General features: G+C 69.0%; 17 protein-coding genes and 1 tRNA gene. 5 read left to right on the top strand and 13 right to left on the bottom strand.

Going from position 1 to position 23,242, the window contains the following annotated elements; genetic code table 11:
- Positions 1–183: 183 nt before the first annotated feature.
- The 3 genes from AC5RW2_RS00365 to AC5RW2_RS00355 all read left to right on the top strand — a co-directional run bounded on the left by AC5RW2_RS00365 (position 184) and on the right by AC5RW2_RS00355 (position 5,100).
- Positions 184–534, top strand: coding sequence for a bifunctional 3-phenylpropionate/cinnamic acid dioxygenase ferredoxin subunit (locus tag AC5RW2_RS00365; protein WP_494001748.1), 351 nt, complete (start codon positions 184–186; stop codon positions 532–534).
- Between the two features lie 31 nt (positions 535–565).
- A complete protein-coding gene (locus AC5RW2_RS00360) occupies positions 566–2,476 on the top strand; it encodes a BCCT family transporter (protein WP_494073390.1) in 1,911 nt (636 codons plus the stop codon).
- A gap of 140 nt (positions 2,477–2,616) precedes the next feature.
- Entirely contained in the window at positions 2,617–5,100 is a 2,484-nt protein-coding gene (locus tag AC5RW2_RS00355) for a GcvT family protein (protein WP_494073389.1), read from the top strand.
- Between the two features lie 29 nt (positions 5,101–5,129).
- Here AC5RW2_RS00355 and AC5RW2_RS00350 read toward each other — a convergent pair whose 3' ends face one another.
- From AC5RW2_RS00350 to pcrA, 5 genes are all read right to left on the bottom strand, one after another.
- Positions 5,130–6,185, bottom strand: coding sequence for a zinc-dependent alcohol dehydrogenase family protein (locus AC5RW2_RS00350; protein ID WP_494073388.1), 1,056 nt, complete (start codon positions 6,183–6,185; stop codon positions 5,130–5,132).
- A gap of 118 nt (positions 6,186–6,303) precedes the next feature.
- Positions 6,304–7,224: a succinate--CoA ligase subunit alpha gene (sucD, locus tag AC5RW2_RS00345; protein ID WP_494001752.1), complete on the bottom strand. Its 921-nt coding sequence runs from the start codon at positions 7,222–7,224 to the stop codon at positions 6,304–6,306.
- An 18-nt stretch (positions 7,225–7,242) separates the two neighbouring features.
- A complete protein-coding gene (gene sucC / locus AC5RW2_RS00340; RefSeq protein WP_494073387.1) occupies positions 7,243–8,406 on the bottom strand; it encodes an ADP-forming succinate--CoA ligase subunit beta in 1,164 nt (387 codons plus the stop codon).
- A gap of 220 nt (positions 8,407–8,626) precedes the next feature.
- Positions 8,627–9,715 (bottom strand): mechanosensitive ion channel family protein, encoded by a 1,089-nt coding sequence (locus AC5RW2_RS00335; RefSeq protein ID WP_494073386.1) that lies wholly within the window; start codon positions 9,713–9,715, stop codon positions 8,627–8,629.
- Between the two features lie 75 nt (positions 9,716–9,790).
- A complete protein-coding gene (gene pcrA, locus AC5RW2_RS00330) occupies positions 9,791–12,187 on the bottom strand; it encodes a DNA helicase PcrA (protein ID WP_494073385.1) in 2,397 nt (798 codons plus the stop codon).
- Positions 12,188–12,282: 95 nt separating this feature from the next.
- Between pcrA and AC5RW2_RS00325 the strand changes: the two genes are divergently transcribed.
- Together AC5RW2_RS00325 and AC5RW2_RS00320 are read left to right on the top strand one after the other, a co-directional pair.
- A complete protein-coding gene (locus tag AC5RW2_RS00325) occupies positions 12,283–12,972 on the top strand; it encodes a hypothetical protein (RefSeq protein ID WP_494073384.1) in 690 nt (229 codons plus the stop codon).
- 17 nt (positions 12,973–12,989) lie between these two features.
- Positions 12,990–13,062, top strand: a tRNA-Arg gene (locus AC5RW2_RS00320).
- Between the two features lie 420 nt (positions 13,063–13,482).
- Here the strand turns inward: AC5RW2_RS00320 and AC5RW2_RS00315 are convergent.
- The 8 genes from AC5RW2_RS00315 to AC5RW2_RS00280 form a co-directional block, all read right to left on the bottom strand.
- Complete coding sequence (locus AC5RW2_RS00315) at positions 13,483–14,712, bottom strand: ROK family transcriptional regulator (protein WP_494073383.1); 1,230 nt, start codon at positions 14,710–14,712, stop codon at positions 13,483–13,485.
- A gap of 113 nt (positions 14,713–14,825) precedes the next feature.
- Positions 14,826–16,706 carry an ABC transporter ATP-binding protein gene (locus tag AC5RW2_RS00310; protein ID WP_494073382.1) on the bottom strand — a complete coding sequence of 627 codons (1,881 nt, stop codon included), beginning with the start codon at positions 16,704–16,706 and terminating at the stop codon, positions 14,826–14,828.
- 179 nt (positions 16,707–16,885) lie between these two features.
- Positions 16,886–19,195, bottom strand: a complete 2,310-nt coding sequence (locus AC5RW2_RS00305; protein ID WP_494073381.1) for an FdhF/YdeP family oxidoreductase — start codon at positions 19,193–19,195, stop codon at positions 16,886–16,888.
- Positions 19,196–19,246: 51 nt separating this feature from the next.
- Entirely contained in the window at positions 19,247–20,131 is an 885-nt protein-coding gene (fdhD, locus tag AC5RW2_RS00300; RefSeq protein WP_494073380.1) for a formate dehydrogenase accessory sulfurtransferase FdhD, read from the bottom strand.
- Positions 20,132–20,228: 97 nt separating this feature from the next.
- Positions 20,229–21,398: a molybdopterin molybdotransferase MoeA gene (locus tag AC5RW2_RS00295; RefSeq protein ID WP_494073379.1), complete on the bottom strand. Its 1,170-nt coding sequence runs from the start codon at positions 21,396–21,398 to the stop codon at positions 20,229–20,231.
- On the bottom strand, positions 21,395–21,673 hold the full coding sequence (locus tag AC5RW2_RS00290; protein WP_494014674.1) for a DUF6457 domain-containing protein: 279 nt from the start codon (positions 21,671–21,673) through the stop codon (positions 21,395–21,397). The genes AC5RW2_RS00295 and AC5RW2_RS00290 overlap by 4 nt, the downstream gene beginning before the upstream one ends.
- Positions 21,674–21,722: 49 nt before the next feature.
- The gene (gene mobA, locus AC5RW2_RS00285; RefSeq protein WP_494073378.1) at positions 21,723–22,463 is read right to left on the bottom strand and encodes a molybdenum cofactor guanylyltransferase; all 741 of its coding nucleotides are present in this window, start codon (positions 22,461–22,463) and stop codon (positions 21,723–21,725) included.
- Positions 22,460–22,960: an HNH endonuclease gene (locus tag AC5RW2_RS00280; RefSeq protein WP_493979388.1), complete on the bottom strand. Its 501-nt coding sequence runs from the start codon at positions 22,958–22,960 to the stop codon at positions 22,460–22,462. Before AC5RW2_RS00280 ends, mobA begins: the two co-directional genes overlap by 4 nt.
- Positions 22,961–23,242 lie beyond the last annotated feature (282 nt).

Genomic DNA, 23,242 nt, shown 5'->3' with positions numbered 1-23,242 from the left:
GACGCGCTATGTGAAACAGCGTGAAGACGGATTCCGCGTGTGTCAAGGGGTAAGGACCCGCAGAAAAGAATTTCTCCAAACCCTTGACAACGGAATGTGACCCGGCACACTGTTGCCTATCGTGAACGCCGTTGTTCACGACGGAACTTGGCACGCTGTGTCGTTGCGAAAGAAGGCGCCCCCATGCATCAGGCCTGCCCCTTAAGCCAGCTAACCCCCGGCGACGCCATCCGGCTTGACACTTCGCCTCCCATCGCCGTCTTCCACACGGAAGAGGGCGAGCTCTTTGCCATTGACGACACGTGCACCCACCAGGACGCCTCGCTGGCGGACGGCTGGGTAGAGGGCTGCGAAGTCGAGTGCCCACTGCACGCGTCGAAGTTCAATCTGCGTACCGGCGTCGTTGACGCGCCGCCGGCAAAACTCCCGGTCCGCGTCCACGGTGTCTCCGTCGTGGACGGCATCATCATGGTCCAGGAATCAGAAGAGGCCCCGAATCTCCCGCCCGGCCTGCAGGTCGACGGGTTCGTGTAGCCGGGCCTTCGTCATCCACCAAAGGAACCAGATGTCAGTGAACAACGATCTTGCAGTTGATGATGGCCCACCCGACCACGAGGTGCAGCGGGTGCTGGCCCAGGAGCCCTCCGACAGACCGGCCAATGCGCCGCCGGATCAAGCGGGCACCGAGGAGGACGCCCGGATCCTGGCCGAGCTTCGGGAGAGCGAGAACGAGCAGGCGCTGGCGGGCCGCCAGCGGACGAGCGGAGGCTTGGACAAGACAGTCTTCGCCGTGGCCGGCGCCCTCGCCGTCGCTTTCGTGGCCTGGGGTTTCCTGGCCACCGAGCATCTCGGCACCACCTCGGTCACCGTACTGAACTGGGTGATGGAGAATACCGGTTGGCTCTTCATCCTGCTGGCCTCGCTCTTCGTGGTTTTCGTGCTGTGGCTGGCGATCGGCCGGTTCGGCAACATCCCGCTGTCCAAGGACGGCGAAAAGCCGGAGTTCCGCACCATCTCCTGGATCTCCATGATGTTCGCCGCCGGCATGGGCATCGGCCTGATGTTCTACGGCGTGGCAGAACCGATGTACCACTACATCGCCCCGCCGCCCGGCACCGTGGACGGGCAGACGCCGGAGGCAATCCAGACGGCGATGGCAACCTCGCTGTTCCACTGGACGCTGCACCCGTGGGCGATGTACGCCGTCGTCGGCATCGCCATGGCCTACGGCACCTACCGGCTGGGCCGCAAACAGCTGATCTCGGCAATCTTCACCTCCCTATTCGGCAGCAAGACGGTGGAGGGACCGGCCGGGAAGTTCATCAACATCCTGGCCATCTTCGCCACCCTCTTCGGCACGGCCGCGTCGCTCGGCCTCGGCGCCCTGCAAATCGGCAGCGGCTTGGCGTTCAACGGGTGGGTGGGCGAGCTGGCCACCGGCGTGCTCGTGGTCATCATCGCCGTGCTCACGGCCTGCTTCATCGCCTCGGCCGTCTCCGGAATCCGCCGCGGCATTCAGTGGCTGGCCAACATCAACATGGTGCTGGCCGTTCTTCTGGCGCTGATCGTGTTCCTTGCCGGCCCCACGCTGTTCATCCTGAACCTGGTGCCGGCCGCCGTCGGGGATTACGCCCGCGACCTGGCCGAGATGGCCTCCCGCACCGAAGCGGTGGGCGACGAGGCGCTGCGCAGCTGGATGTCCGGCTGGACGGTCTTCTACTGGGCCTGGTGGGTGTCCTGGACACCGTTCGTCGGCATGTTCATTGCCCGGATCAGCCGCGGCCGCACCATCCGCCAGTTCGTCACCGGCGTGCTGCTGGTGCCAAGCATTGTGAGCGTCGCCTGGTTCGCGATCTTCGGCGGTGCCAGCTTCGGCGTGCAGGCCGCGGCAGACGCCACACCGGGTACCGGCGACGGGCTGGTCGACATGGTCGACGGCGAAGCGACCATCTCCTTCGACGGCGCCCTCTTCGATCTGCTGCAAAACCTGCCGTTGCCGAACATCCTGGCCGGCGCGGTGGCGATCCTGGCGATGGTGCTGGTGGGGATCTTCTTCGTCACGGGCGCCGATTCGGCCTCGCTGGTGATGGCTTCCCTCAGTTCCAACGGGGCCGAAGAGCCCTCCCGCGGCGTCGTGATCTTCTGGGGCGCGCTGACCGGCGGAGTCGCCGCGGTGATGCTGCTGGCCGGCGGGGACCAGCCGGCCGAGGCCCTGAACGGGCTCAAGAACATCACCATCGTGGTCGCGCTGCCGTTCGTCCTGGTGATGCTGCTGATGTGCATTGCGCTGGCCAAGGACCTGCGCCGTGATCCGCTGGCGCTGCGCCGCCGGCTGGCCGACTCCGTCGTGGAACGTGCCATCCGATCCGGGGTGGGCCAGCACGGCGGCAGCAGGTTCGACCTGGTCACCAAACACGAATGCGACGACACCTGTCCCGAAGGGAAGTGCCCGGCAGCTGCTCCACCGCCAGCCTAGGCCGCCCAGCGGCGGGCGGCCCGGGCAACCGGCCGCCCGCCCAACCCCAAACTCACCGCCCCACAACGCATGGCCCCACATTTATAACGCATGGCCCCGCATCTCTTGCCCCGCCCTGCTACCTGAAGGAGCATTACCGCATGAGCACTTCCCCGCGCATCGTCATCATCGGAGCAGGGATCGTCGGAGCCAATCTCGCGGACGAACTGGCCGCCCGCGGCCGGACGAACGTGACCGTCCTGGAGCAGGGCCCGCTGCATCTGGCCGGCGGGTCGAGTTCGCACGCGCCCGGGCTGGTGTTCCAAACCAATCCGTCCAAGACCATGACCGAATTCGCCCGTTACACCGTGGGCAAGATGCGCTCGCTCACGGCCGACGGCAGCTCCTGCTTCAACCAGGTGGGCGGGCTGGAGGTGGCCACCACGCCCGCGCGGTTCGAAGAGCTCAAGCGCAGGGCCGGCTTCGCCGCCTCCTGGGGCGTGGAGGCCCGGCTGATCGATCCGGATGAATGCGAAAAGCACCATCCGCTGCTGCCGGCCGGCAACGTGCTGGGCGGCCTGCACATTCCCTCCGACGGGCTGGCCCTCGCGGCCCGCGCCGTCCGGCTGCTGATCGCCCGCGCCTCCGCCGCCGGCGTCGAGTTCCGCGGTTCCACCACCGTGACGGGCATTGAGCACGACGGCGGGCGGGTCACCGCGGTGGAGACCGACACCGGGAGGGTGCCCGCCGACGTCGTGGTCTGCTGTGCCGGGTTCTGGGGGCCGAAGATCGGCGCCATGGTCGGCATGACGGTGCCGCTGCTTCCGCTGGCGCACCAGTACGTCAAGACCTCGGCGCTGCCGGTGCTGGCCGGCCGGAACGAACTGCCCAACGGCGCCCGGTTGCCGATCCTGCGTCACCAGGACGCGGACCTGTACTTCCGCGAGCACGGCGACCGGCTGGGCATCGGTTCCTACGCGCACCGGCCCATGCCGGTGGACCTGGACGGGCTGCCGGCTATCGCGCCGGCGGACGTCTCCGACGACCGCATGCCCTCGCGACTGGGCTTCACGCCGGCGGACTTCGAACCGTCCTGGCGGGAAAGCCAGCGGCTGCTGCCGGCCCTCCGCGGCGCGGGCATCACCGACGGCTTCAACGGCGTTTTTTCCTTCACCCCCGACGGCGCCCCGGTGATCGGGGAGTCGCCGGACGTCGCCGGCTTCTATCTGGCCGAAGCCGTGTGGGTCACCCATTCGGCGGGAGTGGCCAAGGCGGTTGCAGAGCTGCTGGTGGACGGGCGGTCGCAGACGGACCTGCACGAAGGCGATGTGCGCCGGTTCGAAGACGTGCAGCTGGCCCCGGAATACATCAGCGAGACGTCGCAGCAGAACTTCGTGGAGATCTACGACGTGCTGCACCCGCTGCAACCGCGCGAATCCCCGCGGAACCTGCGCACCAGCCCCTTCTTCGGCCGCCAGCAAGAGCTCGGCGCGGTCTTCCTGGAATCCGGCGGCTGGGAGCGCCCGCACTGGTACGAGGCCAACGCGGCCCTGCTGGCGGCGCTGCCGCAGGACTGGCGGGAACCGGAGCGCGAGGCCTGGGCCGCCCGCTACCACTCCCCCATCACCGCGGCCGAAGCGTGGAAGACGCGCACCGCCGTCGCCATGTACGACATGACGCCGCTGAAGCGGGTGGAGGTGTCCGGGCCGGGCGCCCTGGCCCTGCTGCAGCGGCTGGGCACCGGGCAGCTCAACAAGAAACCCGGGGCGGTGACTTACTGCCTGTTGCTGGATTCGGGTGGCGGCATCCGCAGCGACATCACGGTGGCCCGGCTGGCGCCGGAGCGGTTCCAGGCCGGAATCAACAACAACGCCGACTACGAGTACCTGCGCGGCGAGGCGGCCGCGCAATCGCAGGCCGACCCGGCCCAGTGGGTCCGGGTCGAGGACATCACCGCCGGCACCTGCTGCATCGGGCTCTGGGGGCCCTTTGCGCGCGGCGTGATGGCCAAGGTCAGCAGCGACGACTTCAGCAACGACTCGCTCAAGTACTTCCGCACGGCCCGGGTGCGCATTGCCGGCCTCTCCGTCACCGCGATGCGGCTCTCCTATGTGGGCGAGCTGGGCTGGGAGCTGTACACCACGGCCGACCAGGGGCTCAGGCTCTGGGACGCGCTGTTCGACGCCGGGCAGGAGTACGGGATCGTCGCCGCCGGCCGGGCCGCGTTCAACAGCCTGCGGCTGGAAAAGGGCTACCGGCTCTGGGGCACCGACATGACCACCGAGCACACGCCGGAGGAGGCGGGCCTCGGGTTCGCGGTCAAGGCGGACAAGGGCGAATTCGTCGGCGATGCCGCACTGGCCGCCGCGGGCGCGGCGGCCCGCCGGCTGCGCTGCCTGACCATCGACGACGGCCGCTCGGTCGTGCTGGGCAAGGAGCCCGTGTATGTGGACGACGTCCCGTCCGGCTACGTGACCAGCGCGGCCTTCGGCTACACGGTGGGACGGCCGGTGGCGTACGCGTGGCTCCCTGCGGACATCGGGGAGGGAGACGGCGTCGAGATCGAATACTTCGGCCGCCGCATCCCGGCCACCGTCGCCGCCGAGCCGCTGCTCGACCCCGGCATGGAACGCCTGCGCGGCTAGGCCCGCGCTGGCGGGAAGCCCGGCCGCGGTTAGGGCCGCAGCATCACCTTGATCGCGCGGCGTTCGTCCATGGCCCGGTAGGCTTCCGCGGCGTCGTCGAGGGGCATGACCGCGTCGAACACCTTGCCGGGGTTGATCTTCCCGGACGAGACGTCCTCGAGGAGTTCGGGAAGGTATTGGCGGGTGGGCGCGGCGCCGCCGGCTACGGCAATATTCTTCGAGAACAGCACGCCGATGGGCAGTTCGGCGCCGCCGGCGGGGACCCCCACGAAACCGACGGAACCGCCGGGCCTGGTGCAGCGCAACGCCTGGTCCATCGACTCCGCCGTGCCCACGCACTCGAGCACGGAGTCGGCCAGCACGCCGCCGAGCAGCTCCTTGACCTTTTCGGCGGCGGCCTTCCCGCGTTCCGCCACCACGTCGGTTGCCCCGAATTCGCGCGCCAGTGCCGCCCGGTCGTCGTAGCGGGACATCGCGATGATCCGCTCGGCGCCCAGCCGCCGGGCTGCCAGCACTCCGCACAGCCCGACGGCGCCGTCCCCCACGACGACGACGGTGCGCCCCGGGCCGACCTTGGCGCTGATGGCCGCGTGGTGTCCGGTCCCCATCACGTCGGAGAGCGTGAGCAGGCTCTTCGCCAGTTCCTCTCCCGGTTCGGTCACGCCGGGCACCGCAACCAGAGTGGCGTCGGCGTGGGGCACCCGCACCGCTTCGCCCTGCCCGCCGTCGACCGGCAGGCCGTGCTCGTCCCGGCCTCCCCAGCTGGCCCGGCGTTCGCAGGAGGTTTGCACGCCGTTGCGGCAGGGCGGACACGCGCCGCAGCTGATGGCCCACGGGGCAATGACGAAGTCGCCGGCGGACAGCGCCTGCACGGCGTCGCCGGTGGCCTCGACCACGCCGATGAGTTCGTGGCCGATGGGATGCGGCCTGCCCGGCTCGCGGATGCCGCGGTAGGGCCACAGATCGGAGCCGCAGACGCAGGTGGCGCTCACGCGCACGATCGCGTCGGTGGGGGCAAGGATTTCCGGGTCGGGTCGTTCCTCGACCCGGATGTCGCCCGGTCCGTGGATGATGGCAGCGCGCATGAAGCCTCCTGTGCAGTGGTGGTGCTTTCCAGCCTAACCGCGTCGCGGCGGCGGCCGGGAACGGGCGAAGCCCGCCACCTTGTGCAGGTGGCGGGCCTCGATGCCGTAGGCGGAGGGCCTAGAGGCTGGACGGTGCCTCGTGGTCCGGGTAGACCTCGCGCAGCAGGTGCGCGGTCTCGGACGGAGTCTTGCCGACCTTCACGCCCGCGGCCTCGAGGGCCTCCTTCTTGGCCTGGGCCGTGCCGGAGGAGCCGGAGACGATGGCGCCGGCGTGGCCCATGGTCTTGCCCTCGGGCGCGGTGAAGCCGGCCACGTAGCCGACGACCGGCTTGGTGACGTTGGCCTTGATATACTCGGCGGCGCGCTCCTCGGCGTCGCCGCCGATTTCGCCGATCATCACGATCGCCTTGGTTTCCGGATCGGCCTCGAACGCGGCCAGGGCGTCGATGTGGGTGGTGCCGATAACCGGGTCGCCGCCGATGCCGATGGCGGTGGAGAAGCCGAGGTCGCGCAGTTCGTACATCATCTGGTAGGTCAGCGTGCCGGACTTGGAGACCAGGCCCACGCCGCCCTTGCCGGTGATGTTCGCCGGGGTGATGCCCACCAGCGACTCGCCGGGCGTGATGATGCCCGGGCAGTTCGGGCCGATGATGCGGGTGATCTGGTTGCCGTCGGAGTCCTTCTTGGACTGTGCCAGCGCCCAGAACTCGGCGGAGTCCTGCACCGGCACGCCCTCGGTGATCACCACGACGAGGCCGATTTCGGCCTCGATGGCCTCGACCACGGCGTCCTTGGTGAAGGCCGGCGGGACGAAGACGATGGAGACGTCGGCGCCGGTCTCGGTGACGGCTTCCTTGACGGTGCCGAAGACCGGCAGGGTCTTCTCGCCGTGGGTGACGGTGGTGCCGGCCTTGCGCGCGTTCACGCCGCCAACGATGTTGGTGCCGGCGTGCAGCATGCGCGCCGTGTGCTTGGAGCCTTCGCCACCGGTGATGCCCTGGACGATGACCTTCGAGTCCTTGTTGATGAAGATAGACATGTTTTAGTTCCTCGGTCCTTAGGCGTTGGCCAGCTCGGCGGCCTTGTCGGCGCCCTGGTCCATGGTCAGGGCCAGGGTGACCAGCGGGTGGTTGGCGTTGAGCAGGATCTGCCGGCCTTCGTCGACATTGTTGCCGTCGAGGCGGACAACCAGCGGCTTGCTGGCCTTCTCGCCCAGGATTTCCAGGGCCTTGACGATGCCGTTTGCCACGGCGTCGCAGGCGGTGATGCCGCCGAAGACGTTCACGAACACGCTCTTGACCTGCTCGTCGTTAAGGATGACGTCCAGGCCGGCGGCCATGACCTCGGCCGAGGCGCCGCCGCCGATGTCCAGGAAGTTGGCGGGCTTGACGTTGCCGTGCTTCTCGCCGGCGTAGGCGACGACATCCAGGGTGGACATGACCAGGCCCGCGCCGTTGCCGATGATGCCGACCTGTCCGTCGAGCTTGACGTAGTTCAGGTCCAGTTCCTTGGCCTTGGCCTCGAGCGGATCCGCGGCGTCCTTGTCCTCGAGCTCCTCGTGTCCGGGCTGACGGAAGGAGGCGTTCTCGTCCAGCGAGACCTTGCCGTCCAGGGCGACGATGTCGCCGGCGCCGGTCTTGACCAGCGGGTTGACCTCCACCAGGGTGGCGTCTTCCTTGATGAACACGTCCCAGAGCTTGACGATGACCTCGGCGACCTTGGGGCGAAGGTCTTCGGCGAAGCCGGCCTCGGCAACGATTTCGTCGGCCTTGGCCTGGTCGATGCCCACTGCCGGGTCGATGGCAACCTTGGCCAGGGCGTCCGGGCGCTCCACGGCCAGCTGCTCGATCTCCATGCCGCCCTCCACCGAGCACATGGCCAGGTAGTTGCGGTTGGCGCGGTCCAGCAGCACGGAGAAGTAGTACTCCTCGGCGATGTCGGCGCCCTGCGCGATCATGACCTTCTTGACCGTGTGGCCCTTGATGTCCATGCCGAGGATGTTGGAGGCGTATTCGAATGCCTCGTCCGGGGTCTTGGCGACCTTGACGCCACCGGCCTTGCCGCGGCCTCCGACCTTCACCTGAGCCTTGACGACAACTACGCCGCCAATTTTCTCAGCAGCTGCCTTGGCTTCTTCTGGGGTGTACGCAACGATTCCAGCCAGCACGGGTACTCCGTGTGCCTCGAAGAGATCGCGCGCCTGGTATTCATACAGGTCCACGGGTTGTGTCCTTCTACGTCGAAGTCGTTTCTGACTCGGAGCGGCGTCCGCGGTGGCCGTGGCGGTGACCACGGACGGTGAGCGGATGCCTGCAGTGCTCCATGGGGAACTCTAGCCCCTTTGGCCTCGGGCGCCGGTCCCAGAGTACCGCTTTAGTGGCCAAGGGCACACTTCTACGACTTGTAGAAGTGTCCGGCTTTGAGGTATCGGCGCCGTGAACCTAATTCTTGCCGCCGGCTCCCGTCTGATCCACGACGGCGGTGTTCCCGCCTTGGGCGGCGGCCCCGCCCTGCGCGGTGCTTCCCCCGCCCTGCGCGGCAGCGTCCCCGTCCTGCGCGGTGGTTCCCCCGCCCTGCGCTGCGGCCGCTGCCGGTGCACTGCCCCTGATCACGGTCTGGTTCAGCAGCGGAATGCGCAGGCCTTCCTCGGCCAACGCTTCCTTGAGGCGGGCCCGCATCTTGCGCGCGATTGCCCACTGTTCCAACGGCTTCGTGCGGATGGCCAAACGGATCACCACGGATTCGCCGGTCAGTGCCTCCACACCCCAGACCTCCGGATCGTCCAAAATCAGCCTGCGGTTGTCCTCGTCCATGCGCAGCTCCATGGCGGTCTTGAGGATCAACTCGGAGACCTTCTCCACATCGGAGTCGTACGGCACCGGGATGTCCAGCACCGCCCGCGCCCAGCCCTGCGAGGAGTTACCCACCCGCAGGATCTCCCCGTTGCGAACGTGCCACAGCGTGCCGTCCACGGCGCGCACCTGCGTGACCCGCAGACCGACCGACTCCACGGTCCCGGAGGCCTCGCCCAAGTCGACCACGTCACCGATGCCGTACTGGTCTTCGGCCACCATGAACAGCCCGGACAGGTAGTCCTTGACCAGGGTCTGGGCGCCAAAACCAATGGCGACGCCGGCAATACCGGCACTGGCCAGTACCGGGCCAAGATTGAATTCCAGCTCCGTGAGCACCATCAACGCGGTGACGCTGGCCAGCACGATGGTGGTGATCGAACGCAGCACCGATCCGATCGTCTTCGAGCGCTGGGCCCGGCGAACCGCGGCGATCGGCGAGTCCTGAATCAGCCAGTAGCGCGGGTCCTTCGTGTTCTTGGGCGCTGCCGGGTCGAATTTGTCCAGCTTGGCGGTCTCGCCGTCGGCGATCTTTCCGGTGACGCGTTTGATCACCATCCGCAGCACAATGTTCAGCAGGAATCCACCCAGCAGGATCAGCGAAACGCGCAGCGGCTTGTCAAGCCAAAAATCGGGGGTTGCCAGCCGTTCCAAAGTCCTGATGTCCACGTGGTCCATGGATAAGAACGGTAAGCGCCCCGTCATGCCGCTGCCAAATGCGCCGCCGCAAACGTGGCGCATCTCCCAGCGGGGTCAGCCCATCTTGGTCAGCGGCGCATAGCGCAGCAGCAGCCGCTTCTCGCCGGCGTCGAATTTGACCTTGGCCACCGTCTTGTCGCCGGCTCCTTCGAGGCCCAGGACGGTCCCGTTGCCGAAGCTCGCGTGGTTGACCTTGTCGCCGATGGACAGCGCGATGACTTCCTTCTGCGGCTGCACCCGTCCGGCCCGGGTCTTGGCGCTGGTGATCGACGGCGCCGATCCCCGCATGTTGCTGATGTCCTGGCTGCCCGAGGTCCCGGCACCCCAGTGCGATCCCGAGTAGCGGCTGGACCCGAAGCTGCCCGCGGAAGCAAAGGTCGGGCGGGCCGTGCCTTCGCGTTTCCAGTCGATGAGTTCGGCCGGGACCTCTTCGATGAACTGGCTGGCCGGGTTGAACTGGCTCTGGCCCCACATGCTGCGGGACTCGGACCGGGTCAGGTACAGCCGCTGGCGGGCGCGGGTCAGGCCCACGTAGGCCAACCGGCGCTCTTCGGCCAGCTCCGTCGGGTCGGTCATGGAGCGCTGGTGCGGGAAGATTCCGTGTTCCATGCCGGTGAGGAAGACCACCGGAAACTCTAGTCCCTTGGCGGTATGCAGCGTCATCAGCGTCACCACGCCCTGGTCCTGGGCCAGCCGCGCCGCCTCGCTGTCCGGGGCGTCGGGCACCTGGTCCGCGTCGGCCACCAGCGCCACCTGTTCCAGGAACTCGGACAGCGACCCATCCGGGTTGTCCCGTTCGTACTCACGCACCACGGCCACGAGTTCGGCCAGGTTTTCCACGCGGGATTCGTCCTGCGGGTCGTTGCTCTGGCGCAGCATCGCCAGGTAGCCGGTCTGCTCCAGCACGGCCTCCAGCGCGGCTGCCGCACCGGACCCGGCGGCCACCTCGGCCAGGTCATCGATGAGCTTCACGAAGCCGGCGACCGCGTTCACCGACCGGGTGGCCATGCCGGGTGCCTCCTCCGCCCGGCGCAGCGCCTCCATGAACGAGATCCGGTCCCGTTCCGCCAACGCCGCGACGGCGTACTCGGCCCGGTCGCCGATCCCGCGCTTCGGTTCGTTGAGGATGCGGCGCAGGTTGACGACGTCGTCCGGGTTGGCCAGGACCCGCAGGTAGGCCAGCGCGTCCTTGATTTCCTTGCGCTCGTAGAAGCGGGTGCCGCCGACTACCTTGTAGGGCAGCCCCACCCGGACCAGCAAGTCCTCGATGGAACGGGACTGGGCGTTGGTCCGGTAGAAAATGGCGATGTCGCCGGGGCGGATGCCCTCGGAGTCCTGCAGCCGGTCGATCTCCCCGGTGATGAAGCGGGCCTCGTCGTGCTCGTTCTCGCCCACGTAGCCGATGATCTTCTCGCCGTCGCCCTCGGCGGTCCAGAGCCGCTTGGCCGGGCGGTCCGGATTCCGGGAGATCACCGAGTTGGCCGCGGTGAGGATGGTCTGGGTCGACCGGTAGTTCTGTTCCAGCAGGATGGTGCGCGCGCTGGCGTAGTCCTTCTCGAAATCGACGATGTTGCGCACGTCGGCCCCGCGGAAGGCGTAGATGGACTGGTCCGAGTCGCCCACCACGGTTAGTTCGCCGGCGGGAACCGACCCGTCCTCGGACTCCCGGGTCAGCTCGCGCACCAGCCGGTACTGGGCATGGTTGGTGTCCTGGTATTCGTCCACCAGCACGTGGCGGAACCGCCGGCGGTAAGAGTCCGCAATCGCCGGGAACGCCTGGAAAATGAAGACAACCTGCGCGATCAGGTCGTCGAAGTCCATGGCGTTGGCCTGGCGCATCCGCTGGGTGTACCCGGTGTAGACCGAGGCCACCGCCTGCTCGAACGGGTCCGAATAGTTGGCGGTGGAGGCGAAGGACTCGTCGTCGATCAGTTCATTCTTCAGCGCCGAGATCTTGTGCTGGATGGACTTGGGCGGGAAGCGCTTCGGGTCCAGGTCCAGCCCCTTGGCCACCTGGCTGACCATCCGCAGCGTGTCCGCCGAGTCGTAGATGGAGAAATTGGAGTTCAACCCCACGTGCTTGGCTTCGCGGCGCAAGATCTTCACGCAGGATGAGTGGAACGTGGAAATCCACATCCGCTTGGCCGAGTCCCCCACCAGCGACTCGATCCGCTCCCGCATCTCCGCGGCGGCCTTGTTCGTGAAGGTGATGGCGAGGATCTCTCCCGGCCGTGCGCGGCGGGTGGCGAGCAGGTACGCGATGCGGTGGCTGAGCACCCGGGTCTTGCCGGATCCGGCGCCGGCGACGATCAGCAGCGGGGAGCCGGCATGCTTGACCGCCTCTTCCTGCTGCGGGTTCAGCCCCGAGAGCAGCTCTTCGGCGCCGGGCAAATGCGGAGCGGGCGGAGAGGCAACATGCGGGTCAAACGCCGGGTCGGTGAGGAAATCCATGGTTCCCTAAGTCTATTAGCCACCACCGACACTGCGGGACGCCGGCGGCGACTTCCGCCAACGGCCGACGCAGAGCGCCCCGGCATAATGGTTGTATGTCCAAAACCCCAGCACAGCGCGCGAAGAAACACGGTGCGGCGGCGGCCCCAGCCCCCGGCAGCAGCGCCGCCGCGAGGCCTGCCGTTCCCGGCAGCAGCGCCGCCGCGAGGCCTGCCGTTCCCGGCAGCACCCGGTCGCCCCAGCGCGCTGCCGGCAACGCGAACCTGATCGTTATCGCCGGGGCCGCGGCCTCGGCCTTTCTGTTCGGCTACTCGTTCCTGCTGGTGATGCCGCAGTTCTCCCAGCTGACCGGGGGGCTGGCCATGCCGGACACGCTCATCGGCGGATACTCCACCGAGTACGTCCAGCAGGTGCGCACCGCGTTCGGCGAAGACGGTGCCGGGCAATACAACTACTGGCACAAGACAGCCGACACCCTCTTCCCGCTGCTGTTCGGCTTCACGTGGCTGATCCTCCTGGGGCAGCAGATCCGCCGCCCCGGCTGGCGCTGGCTCGCCTGGTCCGTCGTCGTGCTTTACGTGGCAGCGGATCTGGGGGAAAATCTCGCCGTCGACGCCATGCTGGCCACGGACCCGGTCGGCGACGCGTCACTGGCGAGCTTCCTCACCGTCGCCAAGTCCGTCCTGTTCGGGCTGAGCCTGGTCGCCGCCGTCGTCGCGGTTTTCACCCGTAAACCCCGGCCTGCCGGAGGCCCGGCCGCCGCACCGGCGGGCGGCGCCGTTTAAGCTAAGCTTTTGGCGTTGCCCCCGTAGCTCAGGGGATAGAGCACCGCTCTCCTAAAGCGGGTGTCGGCAGTTCGAATCTGCCCGGGGGCACTTCACCGCCGGCCCTGCCGGCGAAATGCTGGGCCGCGCCCGGCCCGTTAACCAGGGCAGCCGACCGCCGCCTGTGCAACCCCCCACGGAAGCACAGACGGTAGCCGGCTGTAGTGCCTTCCACCAAAGCGGCTAGGAATTCCCGTCAGCTGGGACCGCTGGTTCCGGTTCTTCCCGTTCGCCGGAGCCAGCAGTATCTTCCCGCCGCCTGTTGGCCGACGGCCGAGCCGTTCCCCTGAAGCACGTGAGCCGCTGAAGGGACCGTTCATTTTCCCAAAGCGTGAGCACTCCAGGCACTGCCGTCACCATATATCTAAATCGATTGGATTTAATAAAGCAACTCCTGAACCAGTCAGGGCGGCGGCCCGGTCCGATGACGCCGACGTCGCTGTGTGAACCGCGCTCCTGCCCGCGTCCCGGCTAGCCGCCCAGGATCAGCCCGCTGGCCTTGGGCGAGAGCGCGTCATCCAGCACCAAGCAGGCGCCGCCGATGGCCCCCACCTCGAAGCCCAGCGGGGACGACACCACGTCAACCTCGTGGATCGCCCGCGACACAAACCGTTTGTTGATTTCCTCCCGCAGGATGGGCAGCGCGAGCTCGTCCAAGCCGTCCCACAGCGGGCCGCCAAAGATGACCCGGTCCACGTCCAGGATGTTGGCCACCTGCCCCACGGTTCCGCCCAGCAACCCGGCGGCCCGGCCGATGATCGCCGCGGCCGCCGGCTCTCCCTCGCTGGCCATGCGGCAGAGCGTGACGATCCTTTCGGTGGCCTGATGGCGGTCCCCCAGCTCGGCGCCGGCCGGGAAGATGCCGGCCTCCACGGCCTGCCGGAACAGGGTGCCGAAGTTCAGCGCCATGCCCACGCAGGTGCGTTTCCCGCAGTCACACAGCGGGACCTCCGCCTCCACCGGAAAATGGCCGATCTCCCCGATATTGCTGGAGGCGCCGCGCAGCACTTGTCCGTCGAGCACGATGCCGGCGCCCAGGCCCGTGCCCAGGTAAACGAACACGAAGTTCTCGGGCTCCCGCCGTCCGCTGGCCCACAGTTCCGCCACCGCCGCGGCCGTCGTGTCCTTGTCCATCAGCACCGGCAGGCCCGTCAGGTCGCGCAGGGGTTCGCGCAGCGGCACCGAAGTCCACTCGCGCATCATCGGCGGATCCACCACCATCCCTTCGACCGCGTCGATCGGCCCGGGCGCGGCCAGCCCGATGCCCAGGATGCGGTGGCGTTCGATTCCGGAAGCGGCGATGAGCGCCTCCGTGGCCGCGGCCATCGCGGCGGCCATCCCGTCCGGCTGCCCGGCGGCGGGAACATCGTGCCGGGCACGCGCAACCACCTCGCCGTCGAGGTTCAGCATGACCAGGGTCATGACCACGGGGTCGAGGTGGATGCCGATGGCGAGCCGGCTGGAAAGTTCCAGCTGCAGGACCGTGCGCGGTTTGCCGGGCCCGCTGACCGTCTTGCGGTCCTCGCGCACCAGGCCCTCGTCCACCAGCCGGCGCACCACGTTGGAGATGGTCTGCGGGGACAGCCCGGTGCTCTCCACCAGTTCCACCCGGGCGATTCCCCCGCGGGCACGTCGGATGGCGTTAAGGATCACGGCCTGGTTGTAGCCGCCCAGGCGGCCCAGGTTGGTTCCGCGCTGCATTGCACCCGCTTTCCACTTCTTCGACGTGTGGGACCAGAGCAACTCTAGTCATTGAGCGGGCGGACCACACCCGCCACGCGGCCACCCTCTGGGCGCGGGCCGGTCCGCCGCACTCAGGCTAAACCGGCCACCCGGGTATCGCTGAGGAACTGGGTCCGGTACAGCTCGGCGTAGCGGCCCTCCAAGGCCAGCAGTTCAGCGTGCGTGCCCTGCTCCGCAATCCGGCCGCCCTCAATGACCAGGATCCGGTCGGCGGAGCGCACGGTGGACAGCCGGTGGGCAATGACGACGGCGGTGCGACCCTCGAGTGCCTCGCTGAGCGCGGCCTGCACGGCGGCTTCGTTGGTGGAGTCCAAGGCCGCCGTCGCCTCGTCCAGGATCACCACCCGCGGATGGCCCAGCAGCAGCCGGGCGATGGTCATCCGCTGCCGTTCGCCGCCGGAGAGGCGGTAGCCGCGCTCCCCCACCATGGTGTCCAGGCCGTCCGGCAGGGAACGGATCAGGTCCTGCAGCCGGGCGCGGCGCAGCACGTCCCAAATCTCGTCGTCGCTGGCCTCCGGCCGGGCCAGCAACAGGTTGGAGCGGATGGTCTCGTGGAACAGGTGCCCGTCCTGGGTCACCATGCCGATGGTTCCGCGCAGCGCCTCGAAGCTCAGGTCACGGACATCGGTGCCGGATAGCTCGACAGAACCGGAGTCCACGTCGTACAGGCGGGCCAACAACTGGGCCATGGTGGACTTTCCGGCCCCCGAGGAGCCCACCAGCGCCGCCGTCTGGCCCGGCTCCACCCGAAAGCTGATCCCGTGCAGCACCTCCTCGCCGCCGCGGGCGTCGAGGGTCGCGACCTCCTCCAGCGAGGCCAGCGACACCTTGTCGGCGGACGGGTAGGCGAACCGCACGTCCTTGAACTCGACGGACACCGGGCCCGGCGGCACGGCAGCGGCGTCGTCCTTTTCGGTAATCAGGGGCTTCAGGTCCAGCACCTCGAAGACGCGCTCGAAGCTGACCAGCGCGCTGGAGATCTCCACCCGGGCGTTCGCCAGGGCCGTCAGCGGCGCGTACAGGCGGGTGAGCAGGAGAGCCAGCGTCACCACCTCGCCCGGATCCAGCTGGCCGATGATGGCGTAGAAACCGCCGAGCCCGTAGACCAGGGCCAGGGCCAGCGCGGACACCAGGGTGAGCGCCGTGACGAACACCCACTGCATCACCGCGGTCTTGATGCCGATGTCGCGCACCCGCTGGGCCCGGAGCTTGAACTCGCGGGATTCGTCGGCGGGCCGGCCGAACAGCTTGACCAGCGTGGCCCCGGGCGCGGAGAACCGTTCGGTCATCTGCGTGCTCATGGCGGCGTTGTGGTCGGCGGTCTCCCGGCGCAGTTCGGCGAGCCGGCTGCCCATCCGGCGGGCCGGCAGCAGGAACACCGGCAGCAACAGGAGCGCCAGCAGGGTCACCTGCCAGGAGGTGTTCAGCATGACGACCAGCGTGAGGATCAGCGCCACGAGGTTGCTCACCACGCCGGAAAGCGTTCCGGCAAAGGCCCGCTGCGCCCCGATGACGTCGTTGTTCAGCCGGCTGACCAGCGCGCCGGTGCGGGTGCGCATGAAGAAGGCGATCGGCATCTTCTGGACGTGGTCGAACACGGCGGTGCGCAGGTCCAGGATGATGTCCTCGCCCAGCCCGGAGGAAATCCACCGGGTCACCATGCTGAGCCCGGCGTCGGCGATGGCCACCAGGGCGATGACGACGGCGAGCCAGATCACTACCTCGACGCCGGTTTTGGCCACGATCGCGTCCACCACCCGGCCGGCGAGAACCGGCGTGGCGACGGCCAGCGTGGCGGTCACGACGGAGAGCAGCACAAAGACAGCAATCTTGCCCTTGTAGGGCGCGGCGAACGCAAAGGTCCGGCGGACTGTCTCCCGCGAGAAGGACTTCTGTTCCTTCGAGTGCGAGAGCCGGTACAGCGAACTCCAGGCTGCCCCTTCCATGGACATGATGGCTCCTAACGGCTGATGGTGCTACTGCCACCCTAGAACCAATCCGCACGCCCTGGTGTTCCTGCCCGCGGCCATGCGGCCGGAAGCTGTCCGGAATTGCGGGCGGGCAGGCAAAGCCGCCGGCTTGACGGGTGCAGGACCGGCGCCGCCCCCGGCCCGCCCGGCCACGCCCGGCGTCAGCTCAGCTGCTTCTCCTCGTGCGGGACGAAGCGGACCGTCATCGCCTTGAAACCCGGCGTGTTGGACTCCCGGGCCACCAGGTCCCGGTGGACCAGCGCGTTGGCTTCCGGGAAGTAGGCTGCCGCACAGCCCCGCGCCGTCGGGTAGGACACCAGGCGGAACTCGTCCGCGCGGCGCTCGGTGCCCTTGAACGTGCTGATCACGTCCACCAGGTCGCGGTCGGCGAAGCCCAGTTCGGCCAGGTCGTCGGGGTGCACCAGGATGACCCGCCGCCCGTTGGAGATGCCCCGGTAGCGGTCGTCCAGGCCGTAGAACGTGGTGTTGTACTGGTCGTGGCTGCGGATGGTCTGCAGGATCAGGTGTCCCTCGGGCGCCTCCAGGTACTCCAGCGGGCTGACCGTGAACCGCGCCTTGCCGATGTCGGTGGCGAAGGAGCGCGTGTCGCGCGGCGGGTTCGGCAGCACAAAGCCGCTCTTGTTCCGGATCCGCGTGTTGAAGTCCTCGAACCCCGGCAGCACGCGGGAGATGCGGTCGCGGATCACGTCGTAGTCCTCGGCCATCGCCCGCCAGTCCACTGGGTGGTCGTCACCGAAGGTGGCCTGGGCCATCCGCGCGATGATCACCGGTTCGGCCAGCAGGTGCTCGCTGACCGGCTCCAGCCGGCCCTGCGTGGACCGGACGACGGACATGGAGTCTTCCACCGAGAGGAACTGCGCGCCCTTCGGGTGCTTGTCGTCCCGGTCGGTACGGCCCAGCGTCGGCAGGATCAGCGACGTCTTCCCGTGCACCACGTGGGAGCGGTTGGGTTTGGTGGAGACATGCACGGTCAGGCCGGCCTTCTTCATCCCGCTCTCGAGCAGCTCGGTCTCGGAGTTCGCCAGCGCGAAGTTGCCGCCCATGGAGACGAAGACGTCGACCTTGTCCTCGTGGAAGCGGTCGATCGCCTCGGTGGAATCGACGCCGTGCTCGCGCGGCGAGGTGATGCCGAACTCCTTGTCCAGCGCCGCCAGCAGCCACTCCTTGGGCTTCTCCCAGATGCCCATGGTGCGGTCGCCCTGGACGTTGGAGTGGCCGCGGACCGGGCAGGCACCGGCGCCGGGCTTGCCGAAGTTGCCCTGGAGCAGCAGCAGGTTCACGATTTCGCGCAGGGTATCGACCGAGTGCGGCTGCTGGGTCAGGCCCAGCGCCCAGCAGATGATGGTGGCCTTGGACTTGGCCAGCAGCCCGGCGACCTTGGCGATCTCCAGCCGCGACAGCCCGGTGGCCTTCTCGGTTTCGGTCCAGTCGACGTGCCGGCGGGCTTCGACGTACTCCTCGAAGCCTTCGGTGTTCGCGTCGATGAACGCCTTGTCCACGACGGTGCCCGGGGCGCGGCCTTCCTCTTCGAGCAGCAGGTGTCCCAGCGCCTGGAAGAGGGCGAGGTCCCCGCCCACCTTGATCTGCAGGAATTCGTCGGCCAGCGCGGTGCCGCCGCGCAGCAGCCCGTCCACCGACTGCGGGTCCTTGAACGCCATCAGCCCGGTTTCGGGCAGCGGGTTCACCGCCACGATGGTGCCGCCGTTGTCCTTGCACTCCTTGAGCGCGGAGAGCATGCGCGGGTGGTTGGTCCCGGGGTTCTGGCCCACCACGAAGATCAGCTCGGAGTGGTGGATGTCCTCCAGCGACACGGTGCCCTTGCCGATGCCGATGGTCGGGTTCAGGGCGCTGCCGGAGGACTCGTGGCACATGTTGGAGCAGTCCGGCAGGTTGTTGGTGCCCAGCGAGCGTGCGAACAGCTGGTACATGAACGCGGTCTCGTTGGCGGTCCGGCCCGAGGTGTAGAACACGCAGCGGTCCGGCGTCGTGGCCCTGATGCGTTCGCCAATCAGGCTGAACGCGTCCGCCCACGAGATCGGCGAATAGTGCGTCTCCCCCTCGCGGATGATGACCGGCTCGGTTATCCGGCCTTGCTGGCCCAGCCAGTATTCGGTCTTCGTGGAGAGCTCTTCGATGGAGTGGCGCGCCCAGAACTCGGGCGTGACGGTGCGCTTCGTGTTCTCCTCCGCCACGGCCTTGGCGCCGTTTTCGCAGAACTCGGCCGGCTTGCGCGGACCGGTGATGGATTCGGGCCAGGCGCACCCCGGGCAGTCGAAACCGCCGCGCTGGTTGATCCGCAGCAGCGACCGGGCGGTGCGGGAGACGCCGGCCTGTTCGATGCCGCGCTCCAACGCAACCTTCACCGCCGGAATACCGGCGGCGACCTTCTTCGGTTCCTTGACCTTCAGGGTGCTTTCATCAATGTCATTCACGGGTGCCGGACGAGTCATGCCCCTAATGTATCCCGGCTCACACCGGTTCCCCGACTCACCCGGCGCGTCTCACACGAAATTCCCGACGGCGGCGGCCACCCGCCCCGGGTGGGCGTACACGTTAATGCTGCGGCCGCGGCTGAAGCCGGCCAGTGTCAGTCCCACCTTTTCCGCCAGCTCGACGGCGAGCGAGGACGGCGCGCTCACGGCCGACAGGACGGGGATCCCCGCGAGATAGGCCTTCTGGACCAATTCGAACGAGGCGCGCCCGGAGACCTGCAGCACCGTGTTGCGCAGCGGCAGCCGCCCCTCGCGCAGCGCCCAACCCACCACCTTGTCCACCGCGTTGTGCCGGCCCACGTCTTCGCGCAGGCAGAGCAGTTCGCCCGCGACGCTGAACAGCCCGGCGGCGTGGACGCCGCCGGTGCGCTCGAACACCTGCTGCCGTTCGCGCAGCCGGTCCGGCAACTGCAGCAGGATGTCCAGCGGCACTTCGCCGCCGGCACCGGTGCCGTCCGCGCCCGGGGAGGCTCCGCCGTCGTCATGGTGCAGCGGGAAGCGCGAGCGCTTCGTCACGGCGTCGATCGAGGCGGTGCCGCAGATGCCGCACGCGCTGCTGGTGACCACCTGCCGGTCAAGCCGCGGATCCGGCAGCGCCACCCCCGGCGCCAACTGGGCCTCCACCACGTTGAAGGTCTGCCGCCCGTCCTCGTCCTCGCCGGCACAGAAGCGCATCGAGACGAGGTGTTCGGGCGACCAGATGACGCCCTCGGAGACCAGGAAGCCGGCCACCAGGTCGAAGTCGTCGCCCGGGGTGCGCATGGTGATGGAGAACGCGCGGCCGGCCAGCCGGATCTCCAGCGGCTCTTCCACCGCCATCACGTCCTCGCGGCGGCGCGGCGGCGCATCGAGACTGAGTTTGAGCACCTTGCGGCGCTGCGTTAAGCGGCCCATGAAGTTCTCCTCTACTGCCTGTAACAAGGGTAAGGCAGCCACGCGGCTGCGCGCGGCGGGCGCAGCGGCGGGGCCGGCTGCGGGCTGGGAGCGCCGTTTACCAGGGCAGCTCGAGGGCCGGCAACTGCTCGCCGGGTTCGGCGCCGGCGGCCGGCACCACCATCACCCCGTCGGCGGCCGCCAGTCCCCTCATCATCGCCGAGCCGATGCGGTCCGCGGGGACGGCACCGCCATCCGGCGACCGACCGTAGGGCACCAGCCGGTCCTGGTCGTGCAGCGGTGGCATGGCTGTTCCGGCGGGCACGGTGGGCAGCGGGGCCAGCGGCCGGCCGGTCATCCCGGCCAGCAGCGGAGCCGCCAGGGTCAGCAGCGCCATCATGGCGGCCAGCGGATTGCCCGGCAGGCCCACCAGCAGCCGCCCGTCGGCCAGCCGGGCCAGCAGCGCCGGATGCCCCGGACGCATCCGGACGGACGGAATCAGGATCGTGGCCGCGTCCGCGTCCAGCACCCGGCGCAGATGATCAGCCGAGGAGTGGCCCGTTCCGCCGGTGGTGACCACGACGTCGCCGCCGCAGCCGGCGATGGCTTCCGCGGTGGCCGCGAAGTCGTCGGGCAGCCGCCGGCTGTCCATCACCTGGCCGCCGAGCCGGGCGATGATGGCCGGCAGCGTGGGCCCGAACATGTCCCGGACCCGCCCGGGAGCGGGAATGCCCGAGGTAACCACCTCGTCGCCGGTGAGCAGCAGGGCTACCTGCGGCACGGGGGCAACGGGGAGCGCGTCGTGGCCGCACACCGCCGCGACGGCCAGATGCGCCGGGGTCAGCACGGTGCCGGCGGAGACCACGACGGCGCCGGCGGCGGTCTCCTCGCCGGCCGGGCGGATGTGCCGCCCGGGGGCCAGTTCCCGCGCGTCGGTACCCGCGCACAGCTGCAGCCGGCCAGTCGCCGCGGTGCCGCATTCGCTGCGCAGCACGCTGTCCGTGCCGTCGGGGATCAGCCCGCCGGTGACGACCGGGGCGGCCAGCCCGGGCCGCAGGGCGCTGCCGGCCGGCACCAACTGCCACGGCCCCGGGCCGGCGACCGCCCAGCCGTCCATGGCGGAGGAAGCGTAGTGCGGGACCGGCACCAGCGCCGTCAGGTCGCGGGCCAGCGTGCGGCCGGCACAGGCGGCCAGCTCTACGTTTGCGGGATCGGGCCGTCCCGCCTCCCGGCCCGCGGCGTAGGCGGCTCTGCGGGCGTCGTCCCAGCGCAGTCCGGAGCCACTCACTCCTGCACTGCGCCGTGTCGGCGCGCCACTTCGTCGGCCACGCGGGAGGCGGCGCGCATGGCCACCTCGGGTGTTGCCTGTCCGGTGGCGGCGGCCAGGCCGGCCGCGTAGCCCACCACGAAGGTGGTCAGCGGCGCCGCCGGGCGGATCACGCTGTGCGCCGCGACGCCGGCGAGCCCCAGCACGGCGTCGATATCAACGGGCGTGTCTTCGATTTCCAGCGCCTGGAGCAGTTCGCTGACGAAGGGGGAGAGCTTTTCGGCCGCTCCGGACACAATGGCCTCCGATCCGCCCGGTGCGGGCAAGTACAACGTTTGTTTCAGGCTACGGCGCGGGCCGAACAATGCCAAAGCGGCCCGCGTCCTGCCACGTGTCGACGTCGGAGGTGTGGCCCCCTGACGGGCCCTCGAGCGTGATCTCGGCGGCGGGCAGCCCGCCGAGCAGCCGCCTGACCGGCTGGCCGGCCAACCCGGCCGCACCCCCGGCGTTCCGCACCGCGTCCTCCAGCGCCGCGCTGTGCGCGCAGCAAGCCAGCGGCTGCTGTTTGCCGTCGGCGTCGACCGGAATCCAGAGCCTGGCCTCCGGCCGGCCGACGGCGTGGCGCAGCAGCAATTCCGGCAGCCCGGCCAGCATCGGCATGTCGCAGGCGAAGAGCAGCGTGAACGGCGCCCGCACGGAAGCACCGCCGTCGTCGTCCCGCGCCCGCGCGGAGCCCCCGCCGTCGTCGTCCCCTGACAGCGCTTGGACGGAGGCACCGCCGTCGTCGTCCCGTAACAGCGCCTGGATCCCCGCCGCGATGCCCGCTGCCGGGCCGGAGAACGGCGGGTCCTCCCGGGTGAGCGTCAGCCGCAGCGGCTGCGGGACCAGCGTGCGGCGGAAAGCTTCCACTTCCTCGGACAGGTCATCCGGGCCGACGACGGAGATCCGCCGGGCCCCGCAAACGGCCTCCAGCGTGCGGCGCAACAGGGTGGACCCCTCGAGCCGCAACAATGCCTTGGGGCTGCCGCCCAGACGCGAGGACCGGCCGCCGGCCAGCACGACGGCGTCGAAAAGTGGAGCGGTCACGCGGCGGTATGGGTGTCGAGGAACTGGCTCCAGGCCGGGGCGGGACGGTCCAGGTCGCGGATCCGCCAGCGGGCGCCGCTGGGCGGCCGGGGCGTGAAGCGCAGGCTCCAGCCCATTTGGGCCAGCGTGCGGTCGCCCTTGGCGTTGTTGCAGCGCAGGCAGCAGGCCACCAGATTCTCCCAACTGTCTTCTCCCCCGCGGGACCGGGGCTTGACGTGGTCCACCGTGGTTGCTGTCTTCCCGCAGTAGGCGCAGAGGTGGTTGTCGCGGCGCAGGACGCCGCGGCGGGTCACCGCGGTGTCCTTGTTGTACGGCATCTTAATGTAGCGGTTGAGCAGGATGACCGAGGGGCGGCCCAGTATGTCGTTGGGGCCGACGACGGGGTCCCCGTCTTCGGCAATCACGCTGGCTTTGCCGGTGAGCACAAGAAGCAGCGCCCGGCGGAAGGTGACAACCGCCAGGGGTTCGTAACCAGCATTCAGAACGAGTGTGCGCATGCACATTCCTCTAGGTCTGGCCAACCCGACCGGTGCTTCAGATCCCGGTCCGGGACTGGATTTTCTGCACTGACAGTCAAAGAGTATGACGGCGAGTGCGTTCCGCGCTAACTTTTTCGCCTCCCGTGGGCCGTCGGAATGACGCCGCGGGCGGTCCGGCGGCGTCGGGCGAGCGGTCCGGCGGCGCGGCGGCGGGCACCCGCGGGGCCCACCTTGGGCCGTGGCGAGGCCGGACCGCGCAGGCGTCTGGCCTCCCGACAACGCCGCCGGCCCCGGTGCGCG

This window comes from Arthrobacter sp. B0316-1-20, assembly GCF_059091865.1.
The sequence above is the reverse complement of the archived record's forward strand: the minus strand, read 5'-3'. Positions and strand labels throughout refer to the sequence as shown.